Raw genomic sequence first — 21,842 nt, forward strand, 5'->3', positions numbered from 1 at the left:
GGCAACGCGGTGGCTGACGTCACTCGCCGGTGGCGCCGTCGATCCGCTCGCGGATCAGATCGGCGTGGCCGTTGTGACGGGCGTACTCCTCGATCATGTGGGTGTAGATCCACCGCAGGCTGTACGGGTCGGCGCTGTGACTGTCGCGGCCCCGTGACGGATCGTCCAGGGCGAAGCCGGCCGCGTTCTCACGGGCGACGCCGATCTCGGTCTGCCAGGTGGCGTACGCCTCCTGCCACGTGTCCGCCCCGGACAGATGGAACTCGCCGTCCCGGTCGGCCTCGCTGTAGTAGAGGGGGCCCGCGTCCTCGTCCGCGAGCACCCTGCGGAACCAGCCGCGTTCGACCTCCGACATGTGCCGCACCAGGCCCATCAGGGACAGCTTCGAGGGCGGCACCGAGGAGGTGCGCAACTGCTCGTCGGTCAGTCCCCCGCACTTCCGGGCGAGGGTGGCGCGGTGGTAGTCGAGCCAGCCCTCGAGCATGGTGCGCTCGTCGGCGTCGACGGCGGGTTCACTGCGCTGGGATGTCATGCGCACATCCTCGCTCAGCATCGATGCTCCGCACGGGACTTTGCCGTATCGAGCGGCCGGCGGGCGGTTCGCGCAGGCCGGCACGCGCCTCCGCACCCGCGCCCCGGCACGGGCAGCACGACCGGCGCCGAGGGAGAACGTCACGTCTCCGCCCGGCGCTCCAGGCGTGCGAGCGGGGTCCAAGGCCTGAACGGCGCCCGCCCGTGGCCACGCATGCGAACCGAGCCGGGAGCGGGTGAACCCGTATGCTCGCAGCGGACCACGGCAGGCTATGGCTAGAGGAGAACACCCCGTGAAGGTCGGCTGCATCGGACTCGGTGACATCGCGCAGAAGGCCTATCTTCCGGTGCTCGCCGTCCAGCCCGGCGTGGAACTGCACCTGCAGACCCGCACCCCCGCGACCCTCGACCGGGTCGCCGACGGTCTCCACCTCCCCGCCGGCCGGCGCCACGCGGACCTCGGATCACTGCTCGCCCAGAAGCTCGACGCGGCCTTCGTGCACGCGCCGACCGAGGTCCATCCGGAGATCGTCACCAGGCTCCTCGAGGCGGGCGTACCGACCTACGTCGACAAGCCGCTCGCCTACGGACTCGCCGACTCGGAGCGGCTGGTCACCCTCGCCGAGGAGCGGGGCACCAGCCTGGCCGTCGGCTTCAACCGCCGCTTCGCCCCCGGCTACGCGCAGTGCGCCGACCATCCGCGCGACCTCATCCTGATGCAGAAGAACCGCGTCGGGCTGCCGGAGGAACCGCGCACGATGATCCTCGACGACTTCATCCACGTCGTCGACACCCTGCGCTTCCTGGCGCCGGGCCCGGTCGACGACGTGACCGTGCGCGCCCGTACCGAAGGCGGGCTGCTGCACCACGTGGTGCTCCAGCTGGCCGGTGACGGTTTCACAGCGCTCGGTGTGATGAACCGCCTCAGCGGTTCGGCCGAGGAGATCCTGGAGGTCTCCGGGCAGGACACCAAACGCCAGGTGGTCAACCTCGCCGAGGTGATCGACCACAAGGGGCAGCCGACCGTACGGCGGCGCGGGGACTGGGTCCCGGTGGCACGCCAGCGCGGCATCGAGCAGGTGGCGCTCGCCTTCCTGGACGCCGTGCGCGCGGGCAAGGTGCTCAGTGCCCGGGACGCCCTGGCGACCCATGAGCTGTGCGAACGGGTGGTACGAGCGATTTACGAGCGCGCCGCCTGAATCGCACCACCTCGGTGACGCCCCACGTGCCGAGGACCAGCAGCGCCCCGTACAGCGGCCAGTCGCCGAAGCGGACGTAGAGCGTGGTGCCGCGCGCCAGCGGCACCTCGTACACCTGCGCGGCAACGGTGTCGGTGCCGAGCCGCGGGCCGACCCGCCCGCCGTCCGGCCCGTACACGGCGGAGACGCCCGTCAGGGTCGCGTGCATCATCGGGCGGCCGGTCTCGGCGGCGCGCAGCGCGGCGAGCGAGGCGTGCTGCGCGGGCGCCCAGCTCCGCTGGAACGTCGACGTGGAGGACTGGGCCAGCAGCACATCGGCGCCGTCCTCGGCGAGATGCCTGCTCATGTCGGGGAACGCCGACTCGAAGCACACCATGGGACCGATCCGCAGCCCGCCTCCCGCGTCCATCACCACCTGCTCGGTGCCCTGCCGCCGGTCCTCGCCGGCCGCCCTGCCGACGGAGGTCGCCCAGCCGAGCAGGGAGCGCGCCGGAACGTACTCGCCGAACGGAACCAGCCGCATTTTGTCGTACCGGTCCCCGGTCGGGCCGTCCGGGCCGGTCAGCACCGAGCTCTTGTAGATGCCGGGCCTGTCCGAACGCCGGGCGTCCACGTTGACGAGGATCCGCGCGCCCGTGTCGCGGGACAGCGCGGCCAGCCGCCGCGCCAGGTCGGGGCGGTCACCGAGGTCGAAGCCGACACTGCTCTCGCCCCAGACGACCAGGGCGACATCCCGGCCGGCCAGTTCGCGGGTGAGCCGCTCCTCACGGTCGAAGCGCCGGTCGGCGCTGTCGCGGCCGGTGACGACGCCCGGCTGCACCAGCGCGACGCGGACCCGGTCGCCGGTGTCCGGGCGCGGCGACCACACCCAGACGGCGGAGGTGGCGGCGGCGATGGCGACCAGCCCGGCCACGGCCGGCACCCGGGCCTGCCGGACGGCGACGAGCAGGGCGACGACGACGTTCACCGCAACGACCAGCAAGCTCGCCAGCCACACCCCGCCCACCGAGGCCAGCCGCAGCGCGGCCTCCACCTCCCACTGGCTCGCACCGAGCACGCCCCAGGGACCGCCGAGCCCTTCCCAGGAGCGGACCAGCTCGGCCGCCAGCCACCCCGACGGCACCACGACGAGCGCGGCCGCGACCCGCCCCCGCGACGGCACCCCGCCCAGCAGCCGCCGCACCAGCCATCCCCACGGAGCCCACAGCGCGCCCAGCAGGGCGGCGATGACGAAGGTGAACACGTGCAGGTTCGGCAGCAGCCAGTGGTGCATGGCCAGCATGAGACCGAACCCGCCCCACCAGCCGTCGAAGGCCGCCCGCCTCCCCGACGGCGCGGCACGGGCCAGCAGCATCCACGGGACCAGGGCGACGTAGGCGAACCACCACAGGGACGGGGCGGGAAACGCCAGAACGGGCAGGGCGCCCACGACAGCGGCGGCGGCCGAGCGGCGCCAGGGGGAGGCGAGCCAGTCGCCGAACGTCCTCATGGCGCCTCCCTACCCCGTGCCCGTTCCAGTGTGCGTCCCGGACGTGATCCGGAACAGCCCGGGCCGGTTCAGTTGACCACAGGGGCGGCCCGCGGGCCGTCAACCCGGCGCCACATCTCCCGGACGACGACCTCGTTCAGCCGCCAGCCGTCGTCCCTACGCACCATCGAGAACGCGCACCGTCCGCCGCTCAGCAGGTCCGGCGCGGCGGACGCCCCCTCCGGCCCGGTGCCGCCCATCGGGCTCATATAGTCGGCGCGCACCCGGGCCGTGTCACCGCGGTCCTGCTCCAGGAGCCCGAACCGGATCCGCCGGTTGACGATCAGATGCTGCCGCACGGGGAACTCCGCGAAGCTCTTCGCGAGCCACCCGGCCACCGCTCCGGCGCTCCCCTCGACACCGCCGGCCGAGCGGTAGTCCGCCCGCCCGTCCGGCGTGAACAGTCCCCGGTACGCCTCCCAGTCACCGTCGTCCACGGCCACCGCGTACTCGGTGACGAGTCCGTCCAGGGCCAGCCGGTCCCTCACGGTCGCGAGCTCCACACGCTGGGTCATCGGCTCAGTGTTGACCATGCGGCGGGCTCAGCCAAGGGGCGTGCGGCGATATTCACTGGCTCACGGCACCCTCCGCGGCCGAAGCTGTACACCGTGAGCGATCAGCCGGCCGGGCGCCGCCGACACGTCGAGGTGCGCGCCCGCCATACCGAGTCCACCCTCACCGTCTACCAGGCCTACAACCCGGACATAGGCCGTGCCGCCACCCGCCACGGCCGCTTCCCGTCCTCCTGGAGCCGGGAGCGCATGACATGGATCAAGCCCTCCTTCCTCTGGATGATGTACCGCTGTGGCTGGGGCACGAAGAAGGACCAGGAGACGGTGCTGGCCGTGGAGATCAGCCGGGAGGGGTTCGTCTGGGCGCTGCGCAACGCCTGCCTGTCGCACCACGTCCCCGAACTGCACGGTGACGCGGCGGCCTGGAAGCAGCGGTTGCGGCAGGCGCCGGCGCGGGTGCAGTGGGACCCGGAGCGGGATCTGTGGCTCCGTCCGCTGCCGTACCGCTCGCTGCAGCTGGGGCTCGCGGGAGAGGCGGCCGCGCGGTACGCCGACGAGTGGATCACCGGCATCGAGGACATGACGCCGCTCGCCGCCGAGATCCGTGCGCTGGTGCGCGCGGGGGAGCCGGAGCGCGCGGCGGGGATGCTGCCGCAGGAGCGTCCTCTGCCGCTTGACGGGGAAGTGCTCGCCCATCTGCGAGCCTGAGGGTCTTCGTCCGCGTACTCGCCAGGAGGTATTCATGAAGCGTCTGGTCACGGTGGTCACCGGTGGGAGCCGGGGGATCGGGGCCGCGACCTGTCTGCGGCTCGCGGGGGAGGGGCACGACGTGGTGGTGAACTACGTCCGCGACGCCGCCGCCGCCGAGTCGGTGGCGGAGGGGGTGCGGTCGGCCGGGGCGCGGGCCGTGACCGTGCGCGCGGACACGGCCGTCGAGGCGGACGCCGAGCGGCTCTTCGAGGTGGCGGAGCGGGAGCTGGGGCCGGTGACGGGGCTGGTGAACAATGCTGCCGTGACCGGACCGCTAGGGCGGTTCACCGAGGCCGACACCGGCACCCTGCGGCGGGTCGTCGACGTCAACCTGATGGGGACGCTGCTCTGTTCGCGGCGGGCCGCCCAGCTGATGGTTCCCCGGGGCGAGGGCGTCATCGTGAACATCTCGTCGGGCGCCGCCACGCTGGGCAGTCCGAACGAGTACGTGCACTACGCGGCGACCAAGGCCGCCATCGACACCCTCACCCTCGGCCTGGCCAAGGAACTCGGCCCGGACGGCGTCCGGGTCAACGCGGTCGCCCCGGGCGTCGTCGACACGGAGATGCACGCCGCCATGGGTGCCCCGGACCGTGCCCGGCAGGCCGCCGGGTCGATCCCGCTGCGGCGCGCCGGGCAGGCCGAGGAGATCGCCGCTGCCGTGGCGTGGCTGATGTCGCCGGACGCCTCGTACACCACGGGGACGGTCTTGCGGGTGGCGGGCGGACGCTGAGGGCATCTCGCGGGTGCGGGTGCGGGTGCGGGGAAGCAGGCCGGGAGCGCGGACGCGTGACGGCGTCGAGGCGTACCGCGGGCGGAGCGGCGGGCGGACGCCGAGGTGTGCCGTTACCGCGGGGGACGGTCAGGCCGCTTCGGCGACCCGGCCGCGGATCGCCGCCGCCCACTCGACGACCAGCGACTCGTACTCCGCGCGTTCCTGGGCGGACAGGGAGCCGCCCGCGCGCAGCCACAGGGCGCGGATCTGCTCGTTGACCTCGGCGGCGGACCGCACGGAACCAGGGGTCGTTAAATCGGGGGACATGCCGACAAGCCTAGGGCCACGGACTGACAGTGCGCTACCGGACGGCTACCCGAGCCGTATGTGTTCGGTCACGTGCCCGGGTCACCTTCCCGCCGCACGGTCTCAGCCCGCCGACTCCGCCGCGTGCGGGCTGAGGGCGCCCACGGAGACCAGGATGACGATCACGATCCCGAGCACGATGCGGTACCAGACGAACGGCATGAAGCTCTTGGTCGAGATGAACTTCATGAACGAACTTATGACGACTTTGACCGAGCGGACTTGACCTGCTGTTTTCCACCACTTTTCAAGATCGAATGCGAAAGCAGTGGGAGATGGCACCTTCCAGTGCTCTCCATCGCTGGCCACGAAGCGCAGCCACCTGGTTTGCAGCGAATCGGCAATCTCCTGCTCCATGGTCAGGGCAACTGCGAGTAGAGACCTTCCATTCAACCGTCAAGGAAGGCTGAGATCTGGCATCGGACCGCATCCGGAGGTCGAGTCTGGCGCACGCACTCTGCGGCCTCCCCTAGACTTCCGAATACGTTCCGAATACTATGGATCCATGACCATAGCAGCAGACCTCCCCGTGGCGACTCGGCGCTCCTCGGACCTGAGTAAGCACTCCGCCGAGGTCTTCGCCGAGGCCGAGGACCACCCCGTGACGGTGACCCGGCGCGACGGCGAGGCTCTGGTCCTGATGTCGCAGCGCGAGGCCGAGGGTCGTGCCCGCTTGCTGAACTTTGCCGCGCAGCTCATCACCGTCACCCTCGACGACCGCGGCTCGCTCGCCGAGCGGATGTCCAAGGCCTTCCCTTGGATGCTCGCGCTGTCGCCGGCCGACCGGGAGTCCTGCGCGCAGGACCTCGTCGATGCGGCGCGCGCGTCGTTTGCCACCGACCAGCCGCACCTCGCGATCGCAGAGCTGACCTCCTGGAAGGAGACGGCCACGGCCGTCGCGGCCGGGCTCAGCAGCGGCAGCGCCGGTCTGGAGTGGTTCGACGACGATGAGACCGTGGAGCGTCCGTAGCCGTGGCGGCCGCCAGGAAGGGCGAGCTGGTTCCTCGCCCTCCGAAGAAGATCGAGTACGAGATCCGTTTCGCCACAGCCGACGCGCAGAAGGGATGGCGCGACCTCGTTGCGACGATCCGCAACCCCATGACGGAGACCTGGGACTTCCTCACGCGGACGCCACTGTCCACGACGCCGACGAACTATCGGCTAAAGGGTGAACTCGGCGTCATCGAGCGTGGCGGCGCGACCCATGAGCGGTGGCAGCACAAACCGACTGCGAAGGGCACCGCGCGCATCTGGTTCTACGTCCACGAGCGCACGGTCTTCCTGGAGCAGGTGCACACGAGCCACCCGAACGAGACGAAGTAGGCGCGCTTCGCAGCGTCGCACATCGTCGGTGAGCGCGCATCCGATGGGGATGATCGCTGTGTGGCTGCCGCGACCGGGGACTTTGAGCGCGAAGTGCCATCCGAGGAGGAGCAGGCACGGCAGGCGCTCGAGAACCTGGCTCAAACACAAGCGGAGGCGGCTTCCGAGGCAGACTCCTTCTTCTCCACGGCCCCGTTTCACGCAACGGTCATCATCGAGGAGCCAGAAGCCCATCTCCACCCTCAGCTGCAGCACTCGTTAGCCTCGATCTTGCGTGACGGGCCGTGGATCGAGGTGGGGCAGGTTGAGGGCCCGAGTGTCGTCTCGGGTGGACGCCGGGTTCCACTGCTCCGGCCGGAGGGGTCTCTCGTAGGGACGGGGGCGGGCTGGTCAGCCGGGGTTCGGCAGGAGCGCGAGCCGTGCGAGTGCGGCGGTGATCTCGCCGGTCCAGGGCCAATGCCGGGCCGGGCGGAGGATTCGCCGACGGCCGGTGGTCACGAGCTGTCGGGCCGCGGTGAACAGGCGGAGCCGTAGTCGGCGGGGCTCCCAGAGCCTGGCCTTACCGGTCAGGGCGAGCATCGGCATCCAGGCCAGCAGGTCGAGCGCGATCTGCACGATCTCCAGCCAGATCCGGTTCTGGGCCGTGCGGTGCAGGGGCAGGTTGCGCAGGCCGGTGGCCCGGGCGGCGCGGATGCCGGTCCTCGGCCCTCGCCCGCAGCCGGTGACGGAGCTCGAGCTCGGCGATCGGCCGGCCCAAGGTGTTGGTGGCGAAGCAGGTCAGCCGCATGCCGTCCGCGTCCGTGAGCCGTAACTGGGCCCCGGGGTGCGGCCGTTCCTTCCTGACGATCAGCCGTATGCCCTTGGGCCAGCCGTCCAGAACGTCGCCGGTGAGTTCAGCGACCCAGGCGCCGTCGCGGATCTCGCCGTCCGCTTCGACGGCCGCCGTCCATGCCGATGCCGGAACCTTCAGCACATGCTGGTGGATCGCCTCGGTGATCACCATGCCGACCGAGTAGGACAGCCACCGTCCCCGCTGAGCGAGCCAGGCGACGAAGTCGTGGGTGCCGCCCGCGGAGTCGGTGCGGATCAGGGTCCGGTGCCCGCGCCGGTACTTCTTCGGTGGCTGGGCCAAAACCAGTTGAGCGGCGGTGATGTGGTCGGTGGCCGTGTTCGCTCCCGCGTTGCCTGGCCTGAGCAGGGCCGCGACCGGTTCACCCGTGCCGCCCGGTCCGTGGTCGACGAACCCCATCAGCGGGTGGTGGCCGTGGGTTCGCTTCCACGTCGGTGCGGCGTCCTCCTTGTCCGAGTGTGCGATCACCAGCACCCCGTCGAGGTCGACGGTCACCGTCCCGCCTGCATCAGGCGCGTTTCGGTCGGCCAACTGCCAGACGTGTTGGCGGACTTCAGCCCGCGCGGCACGGATGGCCCGCAGGGCCTTCTCGCCGGAAGCGGCGAGGGTGTCGATGAGGCGGGAGACCGTCGGGTCGGAGGCCACCGGCCCGAACACGGCCGGCTCGGCCCGCAGCATGGCGACATCCGCGAGGCAGTCGCCGCCCAGCGCGACCGCCAGGGCCACGTCCAGCAGGATCTTGCCCGGGTCGTGCACCGCCCGAGGCTTCCGCCACGGTGTCAGCGCCGCTGATATCGCGGAATCCAGGCCGGTCTTGCGGACGGCCTCGACCAGTAGCACGCCCCCGGCCTGCGAGACCACCGTCCGGCCGCCGCCCTCGATGCGGACACGCGGGTACGACCCGATACGCTTCTTCACCTGGAGAGTGCTTCTTTCCCTGCAGCCGACAGGACCCTAGACAAGTCCCATCGTTGCAGCTCAGGAGCACTCTCCGCTTATTTGATCAAACCTCGGACACCCCACCTCGTATAAGCGCGAGGTTAGAGGTCGCGCAGATTGGCGCAGGGCGTCCCCGTCGGCGAAGCAGGCGCAGATCTTGGTGATCCTGGAGTTGCGACGCTCTGTAATCAGCCGGCTCTGGGACCAATTCGCCGCGCTGTTTCCTGAGCGGCCGGCTTACGACCCGACCGACCCGCTGGGCTGCCATCGCCCACGCATCAGCGACCGGATCGTTACCAGACGACCGGGCCGGTCTTGTCGAAGAAGCCGCCGGTCGGGCCGTCGGCGCCGATCGAGGCCATGCGGATGATGATCTCCGCGCCCTCCTCGACGGTTTGGGTGCCCTGGTGGCCGTTGAGGTCGGTGGCGGTGTAGCCGGGGTCGACGGCGTTGAACCGGATGGCGGGGAAAGCCTTGGCGTACTGCGAGGTGACCATGACCAGCGCGGTCTTGGAGGAGTTGTAGTCCAGCAACGTCACCTGGAACTCCACCCGGCTGGGGTCGGCGGTCGCCGCCAGCGAGCCCAGACCGCTGCTGACGTTGACGACAACCGGGGCATCGCTTGCTTCCAACAGCGGCAGGAAGGCGTGCGTGACACGCACGAGGCCGAAGACGTTCGTGTCGTACGTGGTCATCATGTCGGACCCGGTGACCTCGCCGACCCGACCGAGCTTGCGCGCGCCCGCGATCCCGGCGTTGTTGACCAGGACGTCGAGGCGGCCGGCGTCCGCGCGGACGAATTCGGCGGCGGCTTTGACGGAGCCCTCGTCGGTGACGTCGAGCTGAACGAAGCGGGCGCCGAGCCGCGCGGCGGCCTCTCGGCCGCGGTGGGCATGGCGTGCCCCGACGTAGACGGTGTGCCCGGCCTCGATCAGGCGACGAGCCGTCTCGAAACCGAGTCCCTTGTTCGCTCCAGTGATCAATGTGGTGGTCATGTGCTCACTCCGGTGATCGGTGGGTCGGTGATGTCTCCACCGTCGTCGCACCGCAGACGAACAGGCAGTGCCCGCCTCAGCCAGTGGACCAGCAGTACCAGGCTGTCCGGGCGCGGCGGCCGGATACTGGGACGGTGAACGAATCCAGGGAACTGGGCAGAGCCCTGCATGGCTGGCGGGACCGGATCGCCCCCGCCACGGTCGGACTGCCCGCGGGCGGGGTACGTCGGGCCGCCGGACTGCGCCGCGAGGAACTGGCGCAGCTCGCCGACCTGTCGGTGGACTACATCACCCGCCTGGAACAGGGCCGGGCCACCTCCCCGTCGGCGCAGGTCCTGTCCGCGCTGGCCCGCGCCCTGCGGCTGTCGGCAGCCGAGCGCGAATACCTGTATCTCCTCGCGGGCCAGCCGGCGCCGGGCCCCGGGCAGCTGTCGGCGCACATCCCACCGGGGGTCCGAAGGCTGCTCGACCAGCTGGACGGCTCACCGCTGAGCGTGCACGACGCCGCCTGGAACCTGATTCTGTGGAGCCCGTTGTGGGCTGCCCTGTTCGGAGACCTGTCCGCGCTGCGCGGACGCGAGCGCAACATCGTCTGGCGGCACTTCGCCGGTCTGCCCAGCCGGGTCAGCCACACCCCCGAGCAGGAGGCCCGGTTCGAGGCGGCCGTGGTCGCCGATCTCAGGGCGACGACCGCCCGCTACCCCGCCGATGCCGCCCTGCGCTCCCTGATCAAGGACCTGCGGGGTGTCAGCACCGACTTCGCACGCCTGTGGGACACGGGCATCGTGGGCGTCCATGAGTCGGACACCAAGACCGTCCATCACCCCGATGTCGGCACATTCACTTTCGACTGTGACGTGCTCGTAGCTCCCGGCAGCGATCTGCGCATCGTCGCCTATACCGCCGCTCCTGGCAGCGACGCCGCCGACCGGCTCCGGCTCCTCAACGTCATCGGCACCCAGGCCATGACCGAAGACAGCACCCCGGGATAGCAGTCGGCGGGCGCACTCGACCCCCATGGCCCGCAGCCCGGCGCACCGACCACCGACGACGGCTCGTTGTCAACGCCGTCGAGAGGTCCCCAGATAGGGGTGCTTTCATGGGCGGCGGTTCGGGCGTTCGTCCCAGCGGTGGGTGGTCCATGCCCGTCGGATCAGGCTACGGACGGTGATGATGGTGTCGGCGAGGTCGAAGAAGGCGTCGATGACAGTCGCCCGGCGCTCGTAGCAGCGGGCGAGGCGGTAGAAGGCGTTCTGCCAGGCGTGGGTCCTTTCGACGTGCTACCTCTGGCTTGCCTGGATCGGTGCCTTCTCACCCTTGTGCGCGATGCGGCCGTGCAGGCCGCGCTCGTCGAGCAGGGCGCGGGCCTTGTCAGAGTCGTAGCCGGCGTCCAGGTGCACGGTGACGTTGTAGGGCAGCGGTCCCAGGTCGTCCAGGCGGTCCAGAGTCGGGGCGAGCAGCGGGGAGTCGTGACGGTTCGCTCCAGCCAGCACGCGGCCCAGTGGGATGCCATAACCATCCGTCATGCCAGAACGCTTCAAACCCTGTTTGCCGCGATCGACCGGCGATCGCCCTGCGGCCTCACCACCGCCGGGGGCTTTGGTAATGGAGCCGTCAACGGCGATCTGGTCCAGCATGAGGCCGGCGATGCGGTCGTAGGACTCCAGCGCGATCTGCTTGAGTTTGGCGAAGACATCCAGGGCGATCCACTCGTCGCGCCGGTTGCGGATCGTGGTGGCCGAGCAGGTCGTGTCGGCGATCGCCTGGTAGGAGCAGCCGAAGCGCAGGAGCTGCAGCAGCTTGTCGAAGACGATCCGGTCGCTGATGCGTGGGCGGTGGCAGCCCAGCGGATGGGTCGGCACGTAGGCCGGCCGCGCAGGCAGCAGGGCGGCGAATTGGCCCCAGAGTGGTTCGGTCAGCCATGATGGCAGTACAGGCACAGGTCTCCCCGGTGATCACAGAGCGTCGCAACTCCATGATCGCCAAGACCAGTGCCTGTCCTGCTGCTGGGGTCCCACCACCGCGCCTATCTGCGCGACCTCTTAGAGACAACGTTCCGCCCCTGCCTGCAGTCCGCGATAACTGACCTCAAGTACGGCGACCAACCGGCCCTGGTGTGGCAGCGACTGACACGCAGTCTCACGGAGCACATTCCGGTAACCGCTGCGACACAGCTAGCGCGCAAACCGCTCCGCGCGCTCAATCGTCTACAACTTCGGCTCGCAAACGACCGGCTGATACCTGGCCTTACCGCGCACCAGTCCAAGGGACGCGAGCGGAACACGGTAGCCGTCAGGTTGAACTCGGCAGACGCGGCGGCCCTGGCGCATGGCCTCGACCCTGCACGGTCAGACCATCGCGCCCTGGACGTGGCACTCACGCGCGCCCGCCTCAACACCGTTGCCCTAGTGCGAAAGCCTCTCCACCTCTGACGGCATCGTCAGCAACGGGCTTAAAACGGAACGCCGCTGAGCAGCACATCCCCTCCCCGGGGACCCGAGCCGGCGTCCCCAAGGCGCGACTCCCCATGCCCGCCCACGACCATGGCCCCGCCGGGCGGTGCCGTTCGCGCCCACCCTGCGTCAACTGCACAACGAACCGGCCCGAAAAACTCGAAAGGCAACGTCCCGCCCACCCGGCCAGATCCCCTGACCAGCAGGTTCACCCCTTTAACCCATCTCTTGGAGATCTTGGTATCCGAATGACGGGAGGCCTCGCCATCAACGGCGCGGCTCACGCGCAGCCCTCTCCCGCCATCGAAATCGCGATCACCGCGCTCCGGCCCGAGCAACGAAACCCATGGCCCGCACGCCCCCGCTCGCCGCTCATGCATCACCCGCTTAACCGACACTCGGGGCCCACATCTGCCTACTACGCCCATTTCAGGACAATTACTTAAAGCAATCCATTGGCCAAATAGTCTCGCGAACTATCCGCCAGCAGACCGTTTTGTCGGAGTTTTCGTCGCCTCGCCTCACACACGCCCCACCACGCCCACGCAGCGGTAATCCGAACCATCCCTTGGCGGCATCGGCGCAGGGCCCGGCCGAAAACCTCGGCGCCGAGGCAGGGACGGAAGCCATGGGCGAGCTGGACGAGCGACTGCTGCCGCCAGTGGTTTCCGCTTCCCAGCCTGGAGGCCTTGGTCCAACCCACTCAGCCCGCCGAGCCCGTTGCGCAGCACAGCCCAGCCGACATCACGTCAGCGGCTTCTGATACGGCACCGACCGCCGAGGTGGCCATACGCCCGGCAGTTGCTCCGGCGGCAGGCGGTACGGCGTTCCCGGTCAGGACCGATGCACCCAGACCTCACCAGGAACAGGACGTGCAATCGCATGAGAGGCACAGCGAGGGCACGCCGTACGCCCACGGTCCCGGCCGTCCCAAGAACATCTCCGAGGCCGCCATCGTCCTCAACCAGTGCATCATCCCGCGCGAGGGTCTCGACTCGTCGGTCCCCGCCGCGCTGAAGCTGAAGAAGCGGATCAAACGCTTAGACGCTGTTGTCTTTCCGAGTGTGATCAGCGAGTTTCCGCAGGTCGTGGATAGGTGCGGTAGGTCCGTGAAAGTAGTGGCCTGTCTCGTTGTCGCTCCGTGGGAGGCCGCGAATGCCCTCGATCATCGGACTGCTGGAACAACAGGAGCACGCTGCTCGACGCCGGGTCGACGGGCTTCGTGAGGAAGCCGACCGTATCCAGGCCGAGTTGGCCGTGGCCGAGGAGGAATGGCAGGAGTGGGTGATCGCCCGGCGGCGGGTCGACACGGTTCTGGCTCCCGACGGGGCCGCCGAAGCCGGCGTTCAGGACGCTGCCGGTCCGCAGGAGGCAGACGGACAGCGGGCGTCCCGTGATGCGGCCCGGCCGAAATCGCAGGTGCCGGTGTGGCGTGCGGGGATGGCCTCGTCGGTGCTGTCGGTCGACTACCAGCGGATCCTTCACGCAGCCGCGGACCGGGCCCGTCTGGGGCAGGAGCCGCTGACTTGCCAGGAAATGGCCGCGGTGTTCGGCATGGACGTGGTGCCGGCACGGGTGGAGGCATTGCGGTCGAAGGCGAAACGCCTGGTCGCCCGGGGCTGGCTGGCCGAGCCCACGCCCGGACGGTTCACCCTCGCTCCCGGTGTGGCCGGGCCAGGCGACGGGCCATAAGGACGGTCATCGACCAGTAGATCATCGCCTCGGCACTGGTGATACGGCGCTCGAAGTCGCGGGCCAGGCGGCGGCTGCGCATCAGGTGCGCGAAAAGACGCTCGACGATCCACCGCTTGGGCAGCACCACGAACCCCTTCACGTTGTCGCTGCGTTTGACGATCGCCACCACCAGGGCGAACGTGGCCAGGCAGTGCTCGACGAGACTGCCGGTGTAGCCGCCGTCGGCCCAGACGAGGGCCAGGCGGTGGTGGGCAAAGGCCACCTGTTCCAGTAGGACATGGGCGGCGGCCCGGTCGCCGACATCCGCGCCGGTGACCATGACGCCGAGCAGCAGGCCGAGGGTGTCGACCACGACGTGCCGTTTGCGGCCGTTGACCAGCTTGCCGCCGTCGAAGCCACGACTGTCGGCGCCAACCACGGCGTCCGCCTTGACCGACTGCGAATCGATCACCCCGGCCGTCGGCCGGAAATCCCGCCCCGCCTTCTCGCGGACCTGCCCGCGCAGCCGGTCGTGCAACTCCCGCACCAGGCCGTGGTCGCGCCAGCGGCGGAAGAACGCGTAGACCCGGTCCCACGGCGGGAAGTCGGCCGGCATCGCCCGCCACTTGATCCCGTTGTCCACGAGATAGGCGATGGCGTCCAGCATCGCGCGGTGGCAGTACGCCTCCAGCTGCCCGCCCCGGCCGCGCATCCAGCCCGGCTCCGGCAGCAGCGGCCGCACCACCGCCCACTCCGCGTCCGTCATGTCACTCGGGTAACGGCGCTCGTGCAGCGGATGGTCGGCAGCGTTTCCGAACCGGTGAGCCAGACAGTCACACTCCCGGGTGCCCGCGGTGGACTGCACGGGCATCGGCACGCAAGACTGCGACACCAGGGCCTCCTGATGCTCGGTGATTCGACACCAACGAGCTGTTCAGGAGGCCCTCCTCTCATGCGCCGAGCACCCCACTACCACCCAATCGGGACGACCGTTCGATCACCAAGTCCCCAGAGCGGTACGACAACGGCTTCTTAGCCCTGGACAATGAACTCGACCACCTGCCCATCGGCGACATCGTTTCCGTCGCGCTGGATGAGTGGCTCACCACCCGCGGCTTCTGAACCCGAGCGCAGTGCACGAGGGGCGGCCGACCAGCGCCGCGGTGCGGCCGCCCCTGCCGACTATTGCAACACCCTTCAGAGGGAGTGCGTCCCGCCTCCCAGGTGGGAGACAAGTGGGAGATGATCATGGTGTGGTGCTGCAGTCAGGTGCTAGGAAATGCTAGATAGCGCTATCTGCGCGGCCCTGGTTCAGCCGCCGGATTCGGCCGCATGAGGACTCAGCACACCCGCGCTGACCAGCACAATGATGACGATGCCGAGTGCGATGCGGTACCAGACGAACGGCATGAAGCTCTTGGTCGAGATGAACTTCATGAACCAGGCGATCACCGCGTATCCGACCGCGAAGGCGACGACCGTCGCGAAGAGCGTCGGGCCCCACGAGACGTGCCCGTCCTCCGTCACGTCCTTCAGTTCGTACAGGCCGGAGGCCAGCACCGCGGGGATGGCGAGGAGGAAGGAGTAGCGGGCCGCGTCCTCGCGCCGGTAGCCCATGAACAGGCCGCCGCTGATGGTGGCGCCGGAGCGGGAGACACCCGGGATGAGCGCCATCGCCTGGCAGAAGCCGTAGATCAGACCGTCCCTGACCGTCAGGTCCCCGAGGTCCTTGCGCTGTTTGGCCGCGCGGTGCCGGCCGCCGCTCTCGTCCCGCGCCGCGAGCCGGTCGGCCACGCCGAGCACGACACCCATGCCGATGAGCATCGCCGCGGTGAGCCGCAGATCCCGGAACGGGCCCTCGATCTGGTCCTTGAGGGTCAGGCCGAGCACACCGATCGGGATCGAGCCGACGATGACCAGCCAGCCCATGCGCGCGTCCTGGTCCCGCCGCATCTCCTTGTCCGTCAGGGAGCGGGTCCAGGCGGACAGGATCCGGCCGATGTCCTTGCGGAAATAGATCAGCACCGCGGTCTCGGTGCCGATCTGGGTGATCGCGGTGAAGGCCGCGCCCGGATCCTCCCAGCCGGAGAAGGCGGCGGTCAGCCGCAGATGGGCGCTGGAGGAGACGGGCAGGAACTCGGTCAGCCCCTGGACGAGTCCGAGGATGAGGGATTCAAACCAAGACATGAGGCAGCGGAGTCCAAGTGCCGATCGTGAACGGGCGAAGGGCGCACGCCGTGTGCGGTGATCGATGATCAGGTGCGCCGAGGGGGGAAGCGTAACGCCCCGAGATGAACCCTTGGCGGAAGCGGGATGACGGCCCGGCGCCCTGAGGGTGACGTGATCAGGCCGCCGTGGGGAGCCGTTCCGCCGACCCGGCGACGCCCGAACGGGTCTGACGTACCGCCGGGACGTTCACCGGCCGCGCAGCTGGTGCCGCTTGCGCCACGCCACCACCGCGCCCACCAGGCCCGGCACGGTGATGCAGGCCAGCGCGATCAGGAAGGCCGGCGACGTCGGCGTGGAGGCGCGGGCGCCGGCCACGACGTAGGCGGCGGTGTTCGGTACCGAGCCGAGCGCCGTCGCCAGCAGGAACGGCAACAGACCCATACGGGAGACCGCGGCGCAGTAGTTCGACGCCGCGAACGGGATGCCGGGGAACAGCCGGGCCGCCAGCATCGAGCGGAAGCCGTGCCGGCTCAGCTGGTTGTCCGCGGCCTTCAGCCAGCGTCCGCGCAGCAGCGGACGCAGCGCCTCCTGGCCGAGCGCCCGTCCCAGACAGAAGGCCAGCCCGGCGCCCAGCACCGTGCCGCCCAGCGCCGCGACCAGGCCCAGCTGGGAGCCGAACAGCGCCCCCGCGGCGAGGTTCAGCAGCGGACGCGGCACGAACGACACCGTGCACACCCCGTAGGCCACCGCGTACGCCGCCACCGCCACCGCCCCGCCGAGCCGGTCCGGCCAGCCGTCGGTCAGCAGCCGCTGCGGCTCGAGGACCAGCATCGTCGCCGACGCGGAGGCCAGCAGCACGACCAGCAGGGAGAGCCGTGACCACGGGGACAGCAGCGCTCTGGCGCACCGGGCGGCGAACCGTGTGGTGGGCACGAGAGCGGGCGCGGGCGGGGGTACGGCGACCGGCAGGCCGGTGGCGGCGGTCCGGGGAGAGACCGCGGCGGTGCCCCCAGAGCGGGTGGTGGCATCGAGCATCCGGCGACAGTAACCGACAAATATGTGTGATCGCCGTAGTGTTCGTCTCATGCGCGTCACAGGGGACGGAACGGCGGCGTCCGCACCGCGTCCACCGGTCAGCCCGCTCGCCGACACGGTGCTGGAACGGCTCACGGCCGCCTACGGGCCCGCGGCCGACCCGGAGCGCGCCCCGGCGATGCGGGCCTACATGAAGGACGTCGCCCCGTTCCTCGGCATCACCGCCCCGGCCCGGCGGGCCCTGTCCCGTACGGTCACGGCGGGACTGCCCCGGCCCGGCGAAGCCGACTGCGCCGCCGTCGCCCTGCGCTGCTGGGAGCTGCCCGAACGCGAGTACCACTACTTCGCGGTCGACTATCTGCGCCGGCACGTACGGCACTGCTCCTCCGGCTTTCTGCCCGTCACCAGGCATCTGGTCACCACGGTCCCGTGGTGGGACACCGTCGACCTGCTCGCCGCGCATGTCGTCGGGGCGCTGGTCGCCGCCGACCCCCGGCTCACCGCCGACATGGACGAGTGGATCGCCGACGACGACATGTGGCTCGTCCGCACCGCCCTGCTCCACCAGCTGCGCTACAGGGAACACACCGACAGCGCACGCCTCTTCGCCTTCTGCCTGCGCCGGTCCGGCCATCCGGACTTCTTCGTCCGCAAGGCCATCGGCTGGTGCCTGCGCGAGTACGCCAGGACCGACCCGGACGCCGTGCGGTCCTTCCTCGCACGCGAGCAGGGACGGTTCGCGCCGCTGTCGGTACGCGAGGCGCTGAAGAACATCGGGGCGTAGCGGCCCGGCACCGAAAACCAGTCGACGCGTGGCGGGTTGTCGGCAAGGATCGAGCCATGTTCCGGTACGCCTTCCACCTCGCAGCATCCGCCGTCGCGGATGCCCCGAAGGCTGCCGTCCCCGCTCTCCTCGCCGCAGTCGACGGCGCCCGAAGCTGACCCTCCCCGGATAGTCCGGCGGACCCCCCAGGGGGAGGGTCGGCCAGGTTCCCGGGGTCCCCGTCCCGGCCGCGCGCCGATCCGCCGCGCCCGGGGGCGTCACGCGTCACCACGCGTCACCACCGAGAGGCTTCGAGGTACCGCCATGTCCAAGACGGCGTACATCCGCACCAAACCGCATCTGAACATCGGCACGATGGGTCATGTCGACCACGGCAAGACCACCCTGACCGCCGCCATCACCAAGGTCCTCGCCGAGCGCGGTACGGGCAGTTTCGTGCCGTTCGACCGCATCGACCGGGCCCCGGAGGAGGCCGCCCGCGGCATCACCATCAACATCGCGCACGTCGAGTACGAGACCGACACCCGGCACTACGCGCACGTCGACATGCCCGGCCACGCCGACTACATCAAGAACATGGTCACCGGGGCCGCGCAGCTCGACGGGGCGATCCTCGTCGTCTCCGCGCTGGACGGGATCATGCCGCAGACGGCCGAGCACGTACTGCTCGCCCGCCAGGTGGGCGTCGACCACATCGTGGTCGCGCTCAACAAGGCGGACGCCGTGGACGACGGCGAGGACGCGGTGCTGGCCGACCTGGTCGAGCTGGAGGTCCGCGACCTGCTCTCCGCGCACGGGTACGGCGGTGAGACCGCGCCCGTCGTACGGGTCTCCGGGCTGAAGGCACTGGAGGGCGACCCGCGCTGGACGGCGTCGGTCGAGGCGCTGCTCGACGCGGTGGACACCTATGTGCCCATGCCCGAGCGGTACCTGGACGCGCCGTTCCTGCTGCCGGTGGAGAACGTGCTCACCATCACCGGCCGGGGCACCGTCGTGACCGGCGCGGTGGAGCGGGGCACGGTCCGGGTCGGCGACCGGGTCGAGGTGCTCGGCGCCGAGACGGAGACCGTGGTGACCGGTCTGGAGACCTTCGGCAAGCCCATGGAGGAGGCGCAGGCCGGGGACAGCGTGGCGCTGCTGCTGCGCGGGGTGCCGCGCGACGCGGTGCGGCGCGGGCACGTGGTGGCCGCGCCGGGCAGTGTGGCGCCCGGCCGGCGTTTCACCGCGCGGGTGTATGTGCTGCCGGCTCGCGAGGGCGGCCGTACGACACCGGTGTCGACCGGCTACCGCCCGCAGTTCTACATCCGTACGGCGGACGTCGTGGGCGACGTCGACCTCGGTGGGACGGCGGTGGCGCGGCCCGGGGACACGGTGACGATGACGGTCGAGCTGGGACGTGACGTGCCGCTGGAGGCCGGGCTCGGCTTCGCCGTCCGGGAGGGCGGACGCACCGTCGGGGCCGGCACGGTGACGTCGGTCGGCTGACCGGAGGACGGCTGCCCGCCCCCCGGACGGGGGGGGGGGGATGCCGGCGGGGTTTTGGCCTGTGCCGCGCNGCCCGGCGGCCCGCCCCCGTGCGGGGGGGGGGCGGTCCCGCGTCCGGGCCGCGGGGACAATGGAGCGGTGAGCGAGCCCATCTCCGTGACCCGAACCGTCGGTCACGGCACCGCGAAGCTGATGCCCGACGTGGACCGCGAGCGGGCCTGGCTGCTGACCGTCGACGGGGCGCCGCAGTCGTACGTCGACCTGGACGAGCCGACGCACCTGGAGTTCGAGTACGCCCGGCGGCTCGGGCACGTCCTGGACGTCGTCGCCGAGCGGGGCGCACCCCTGGACGCGGTGCACCTCGGCGGCGGCGCGTTCACTCTGCCCCGCTATCTGGCCGCCACCCGGCCCGGCTCCGTGCAGCACGTCGTGGAGGTCGACCGGGGACTGCTGGACCTGGTCGCCGGGGAACTGCCCCTCCCCGCCGGCGCCGGGATCACGCTGCACGCGGCCGACGCCCGGGCCTGGCTGGAGGCAGCCCCCGACGACAGCGCGGACGTCCTGGTCGCCGACGTCTTCGGCGGCTCACGGGTACCGGCGCACCTGACCTCCGTCGCCTATGTCCGTGAGGCCGCGCGCGTTCTGCGGCCCGGAGGTGTGTACCTCGCCAACCTCGCGGACGCGGCCCCGTTCGCCTTCCTGCGCTCCCAGCTCGCCACTCTGGGGACGCGGTTCGGGGAGCTGGCGCTGATCGCCGAGCCCGGGGTCCTGCGCGGCCGGCGTTTCGGCAACGCGGTCCTGGCCGGGGCCGACCACCCCCTGGACATCGCCGGCCTGTCCCGCGCGAGTGCCGCCGACGCCTTCCCGGCCCGGGTGGAACACGGTGCCGCGCTGCGGGACTTCATGGCCGGCGCGCGGCCGGTGCGGGACGAGGACGCGGTACCGTCGCCCGCGCCTCCCGCGGGAGCCTTCGGGATCGGCTGACCGTGTGACACGCCGCGGTCCCGCGAACCGGCTCCGCGGAGCCTTCCCGGGGATCGGGGATCGAGATGCCCCTCACCGACGCGCAGCCGGCCGCACCCCACGCCCTGTCCCGGTCTCGTCCGGGTCGCGGCGGCCCGGACGGACGCCCGGCGACCGCCGGCCGCGCCGGGCGGCGGGGGCGGCCGACGCGGCGACCGCGACCGCGCCCGGCGCCCGCGCGGACATGGTTCAGTCCCGGGACGCCGGCCCGAGATCCCGTACGGAGTGCTCCGCGTCCCTCGGTACGGGAAGCGCGGCCGTGACGCCGTGCGTCCGGCGGCGCAGATCGCGGACGTCCGGGACGCACAGGACCGCCGCGGTGGCGACGACCACCAGCACGGCGCAGCCCCACAGCGCGTCCGGGCGGCCGAACGCCGTCTCGGCCGGGCCCGCGAGCGCCATCGCCGCCGGTACCAGCGCGACCGAGCCGAACCAGTCGTACGCCGAGACCCGTGACAGTTTCTCCTCGGGGATCTCCTGGTGCAGCGCGGTCATCCAGGAGACACCGAACACCTCAACGGACACACCGGTCACGAACATCACCGCGCACAGCACTCCGACCGGGGCCGGCACGGCGAGCGCGGCGGACGGCAGCGCCAGCGGGAAGACGCACAGGGTGCCGACCAGCAGCAGACGGCGCGGCTGCCAGCGGGTCATCAGCAGCGCGCCCACCACCGTGCCCCCGCCGAAGCAGGCCAGCGCCACGCCCCACGGCGCGGCCCCGCCCAGGTGGTCCCGGGCGACGAGCGGGCCGTAGACCGCGTCGGCCGCGCCGACGACCGCGTTGGCGAGGGAGAACTGGACCACGATGGCCCACAGCCACGGCCGGCCGGTGACCTCCCGCCAGCCCTCCTTCAGGTCGCCGAGGATGCCGCCGCCCGCAGCGCGCGGCGGTATGTGCTTCACATCGAGGAACGCCCGCAGCGCCGCTGCCACCGCGAAGGCCGCCGCGTCCGCGGCCAGTACCCAGCCGGGCCCCATCACGGCCACCATCGCGCCACCGAGAGCGGCACCGCCGAGGGTCGCCCCGTGCATCGCCATGCGGAACACCGCGAACGCCCGGCCGGCCTGCTCGCCGGTCACCGAGGACAGCAGCATGCCTTCGGCCGCCGGGTTGAAGAACGCCTGACCGGTGCCGCCGAGCGCGCTGAGCAGCATCATCTGCCACAGCTGTGCCTCGCCCGCCAGGACCAGCGCCGCGAACGCGGCCTGCGAGCCACAGTTCAGGACGTTGGCCGCGACCATCACCCGGTGCCGCGGCAGCCGGTCCGCGACGGCACCGCCGATCAGCAGGAACAGCACCAGCGGCAGGGTGCGCGCGGCGGCCACCAGACCCACGTCGCCGCCGTCGCCGCCCGCACCCAGTACGGCGAACGCGGCGGCGATCAGTGCGCCGTGGCTGCCCAGGTTGGTCACCACGGCGGCGGCGGTCAGCAGGGAGTAGTTGCGGCCGGCCCAGACGGGACGGCGGCGGACGGAGGTGGTCGGCACCCCGTGACTATCGCCGGGCG

Annotated in this window: 19 protein-coding genes and 4 pseudogenes; 11 read left to right on the plus strand and 12 right to left on the minus strand. The window is 70.9% G+C overall.

The genetic code is table 11. From position 1 onward, the window contains the following. Positions 1 to 19: 19 nt before the first annotated feature. Positions 20 to 532 (minus strand): DinB family protein, encoded by a 513-nt coding sequence (locus HTV45_RS24150; protein WP_215207963.1) that lies wholly within the window; start codon positions 530 to 532, stop codon positions 20 to 22. A gap of 292 nt (positions 533 to 824) precedes the next feature. Between HTV45_RS24150 and HTV45_RS24155 the strand changes: the two genes are divergently transcribed. Then, positions 825 to 1,730 carry a Gfo/Idh/MocA family protein gene (locus HTV45_RS24155; RefSeq protein WP_215207964.1) on the plus strand — a complete coding sequence of 302 codons (906 nt, stop codon included), beginning with the start codon at positions 825 to 827 and terminating at the stop codon, positions 1,728 to 1,730. Here the strand turns inward: HTV45_RS24155 and lnt are convergent. Both lnt and HTV45_RS24165 read right to left on the minus strand, forming a co-directional pair. Continuing rightward, the gene (lnt, locus tag HTV45_RS24160; RefSeq protein WP_215207965.1) at positions 1,654 to 3,219 is read right to left on the minus strand and encodes an apolipoprotein N-acyltransferase; all 1,566 of its coding nucleotides are present in this window, start codon (positions 3,217 to 3,219) and stop codon (positions 1,654 to 1,656) included. The genes HTV45_RS24155 and lnt overlap by 77 nt on opposite strands. A gap of 68 nt (positions 3,220 to 3,287) precedes the next feature. Beyond that, entirely contained in the window at positions 3,288 to 3,773 is a 486-nt protein-coding gene (locus HTV45_RS24165) for a nuclear transport factor 2 family protein (RefSeq protein WP_215207966.1), read from the minus strand. Between the two features lie 93 nt (positions 3,774 to 3,866). Between HTV45_RS24165 and HTV45_RS24170 the strand changes: the two genes are divergently transcribed. Both HTV45_RS24170 and HTV45_RS24175 read left to right on the plus strand, forming a co-directional pair. Beyond that, positions 3,867 to 4,478, plus strand: coding sequence for a DUF4291 domain-containing protein (locus tag HTV45_RS24170; RefSeq protein WP_215207967.1), 612 nt, complete (start codon positions 3,867 to 3,869; stop codon positions 4,476 to 4,478). A gap of 34 nt (positions 4,479 to 4,512) precedes the next feature. Then, positions 4,513 to 5,253 (plus strand): SDR family NAD(P)-dependent oxidoreductase, encoded by a 741-nt coding sequence (locus HTV45_RS24175; RefSeq protein WP_215207968.1) that lies wholly within the window; start codon positions 4,513 to 4,515, stop codon positions 5,251 to 5,253. Positions 5,254 to 5,382: 129 nt separating this feature from the next. On the opposite strand, the gene HTV45_RS24180 is transcribed toward HTV45_RS24175, so the two are convergent. Together HTV45_RS24180 and HTV45_RS24185 are read right to left on the minus strand one after the other, a co-directional pair. Next, on the minus strand, positions 5,383 to 5,562 hold the full coding sequence (locus tag HTV45_RS24180; RefSeq protein WP_215207969.1) for a hypothetical protein: 180 nt from the start codon (positions 5,560 to 5,562) through the stop codon (positions 5,383 to 5,385). A 102-nt stretch (positions 5,563 to 5,664) separates the two neighbouring features. Further along, positions 5,665 to 5,805, minus strand: a pseudogene (locus HTV45_RS24185) (undecaprenyl-diphosphatase); the annotation flags it as partial. A 301-nt stretch (positions 5,806 to 6,106) separates the two neighbouring features. On the opposite strand from HTV45_RS24185, the gene HTV45_RS24190 reads away from it, so the two are divergent. Both HTV45_RS24190 and HTV45_RS24195 read left to right on the plus strand, forming a co-directional pair. Next, complete coding sequence (locus HTV45_RS24190; protein WP_215207970.1) at positions 6,107 to 6,571, plus strand: prevent-host-death protein; 465 nt, start codon at positions 6,107 to 6,109, stop codon at positions 6,569 to 6,571. 2 nt (positions 6,572 to 6,573) lie between these two features. Then, positions 6,574 to 6,924: a hypothetical protein gene (locus HTV45_RS24195; RefSeq protein ID WP_076094230.1), complete on the plus strand. Its 351-nt coding sequence runs from the start codon at positions 6,574 to 6,576 to the stop codon at positions 6,922 to 6,924. A gap of 390 nt (positions 6,925 to 7,314) precedes the next feature. Here HTV45_RS24195 and HTV45_RS24200 read toward each other — a convergent pair. Then, positions 7,315 to 8,692, minus strand: a pseudogene (locus HTV45_RS24200) (IS1380 family transposase). A gap of 184 nt (positions 8,693 to 8,876) precedes the next feature. Here HTV45_RS24200 and HTV45_RS35060 point away from each other — a divergent pair. Continuing rightward, positions 8,877 to 9,008: pseudogene (locus HTV45_RS35060) on the plus strand (IS5/IS1182 family transposase); the annotation flags it as partial. Here the strand turns inward: HTV45_RS35060 and HTV45_RS24210 are convergent. After that, on the minus strand, positions 9,007 to 9,708 hold the full coding sequence (locus HTV45_RS24210; RefSeq protein ID WP_215207971.1) for an SDR family oxidoreductase: 702 nt from the start codon (positions 9,706 to 9,708) through the stop codon (positions 9,007 to 9,009). The pseudogene HTV45_RS35060 and the gene HTV45_RS24210 overlap by 2 nt on opposite strands. 134 nt (positions 9,709 to 9,842) lie before the next feature. Here HTV45_RS24210 and HTV45_RS24215 point away from each other — a divergent pair, with 134 nt between their 5' ends. Continuing rightward, the gene (locus tag HTV45_RS24215; protein ID WP_308309744.1) at positions 9,843 to 10,700 is read left to right on the plus strand and encodes a helix-turn-helix transcriptional regulator; all 858 of its coding nucleotides are present in this window, start codon (positions 9,843 to 9,845) and stop codon (positions 10,698 to 10,700) included. Between the two features lie 105 nt (positions 10,701 to 10,805). Here the strand turns inward: HTV45_RS24215 and HTV45_RS24220 are convergent. Further along, a pseudogene (locus HTV45_RS24220) lies at positions 10,806 to 11,648 on the minus strand (IS5 family transposase). A gap of 1,668 nt (positions 11,649 to 13,316) precedes the next feature. Here HTV45_RS24220 and HTV45_RS24225 point away from each other — a divergent pair. Beyond that, positions 13,317 to 13,853 (plus strand): hypothetical protein, encoded by a 537-nt coding sequence (locus tag HTV45_RS24225; protein ID WP_215207973.1) that lies wholly within the window; start codon positions 13,317 to 13,319, stop codon positions 13,851 to 13,853. On the opposite strand, the gene HTV45_RS24230 is transcribed toward HTV45_RS24225, so the two are convergent. From HTV45_RS24230 to HTV45_RS24240, 3 genes are all read right to left on the minus strand, one after another. After that, positions 13,810 to 14,601, minus strand: coding sequence for an IS5 family transposase (locus HTV45_RS24230; protein ID WP_251692670.1), 792 nt, complete (start codon positions 14,599 to 14,601; stop codon positions 13,810 to 13,812). The genes HTV45_RS24225 and HTV45_RS24230 overlap by 44 nt on opposite strands. Positions 14,602 to 15,146: 545 nt before the next feature. After that, positions 15,147 to 16,022 carry an undecaprenyl-diphosphate phosphatase gene (locus tag HTV45_RS24235; protein ID WP_215207974.1) on the minus strand — a complete coding sequence of 292 codons (876 nt, stop codon included), beginning with the start codon at positions 16,020 to 16,022 and terminating at the stop codon, positions 15,147 to 15,149. Positions 16,023 to 16,250: 228 nt separating this feature from the next. Then, positions 16,251 to 17,039 (minus strand): TVP38/TMEM64 family protein, encoded by a 789-nt coding sequence (locus tag HTV45_RS24240; protein WP_215207975.1) that lies wholly within the window; start codon positions 17,037 to 17,039, stop codon positions 16,251 to 16,253. Positions 17,040 to 17,088: 49 nt separating this feature from the next. Between HTV45_RS24240 and HTV45_RS24245 the strand changes: the two genes are divergently transcribed. The 3 genes from HTV45_RS24245 (at position 17,089) to HTV45_RS24255 (ending at position 20,292) form a co-directional block, all read left to right on the plus strand. Beyond that, the gene (locus HTV45_RS24245) at positions 17,089 to 17,823 is read left to right on the plus strand and encodes a DNA alkylation repair protein (protein WP_215207976.1); all 735 of its coding nucleotides are present in this window, start codon (positions 17,089 to 17,091) and stop codon (positions 17,821 to 17,823) included. Positions 17,824 to 18,126: 303 nt separating this feature from the next. Beyond that, positions 18,127 to 19,308 (plus strand): elongation factor Tu, encoded by a 1,182-nt coding sequence (gene tuf, locus HTV45_RS24250; RefSeq protein ID WP_215207977.1) that lies wholly within the window; start codon positions 18,127 to 18,129, stop codon positions 19,306 to 19,308. A gap of 138 nt (positions 19,309 to 19,446) precedes the next feature. Next, complete coding sequence (locus HTV45_RS24255) at positions 19,447 to 20,292, plus strand: spermidine synthase (RefSeq protein WP_215207978.1); 846 nt, start codon at positions 19,447 to 19,449, stop codon at positions 20,290 to 20,292. Between the two features lie 228 nt (positions 20,293 to 20,520). On the opposite strand, the gene HTV45_RS24260 is transcribed toward HTV45_RS24255, so the two are convergent. After that, on the minus strand, positions 20,521 to 21,822 hold the full coding sequence (locus tag HTV45_RS24260) for an MFS transporter (protein ID WP_308309745.1): 1,302 nt from the start codon (positions 21,820 to 21,822) through the stop codon (positions 20,521 to 20,523). Positions 21,823 to 21,842: the final 20 nt, after the last annotated feature.

The organism is Streptomyces sp. CHD11, from assembly GCF_018638295.1.
In the GTDB taxonomy this organism is placed as follows: Bacteria; Actinomycetota; Actinomycetes; order Streptomycetales; family Streptomycetaceae; genus Streptomyces.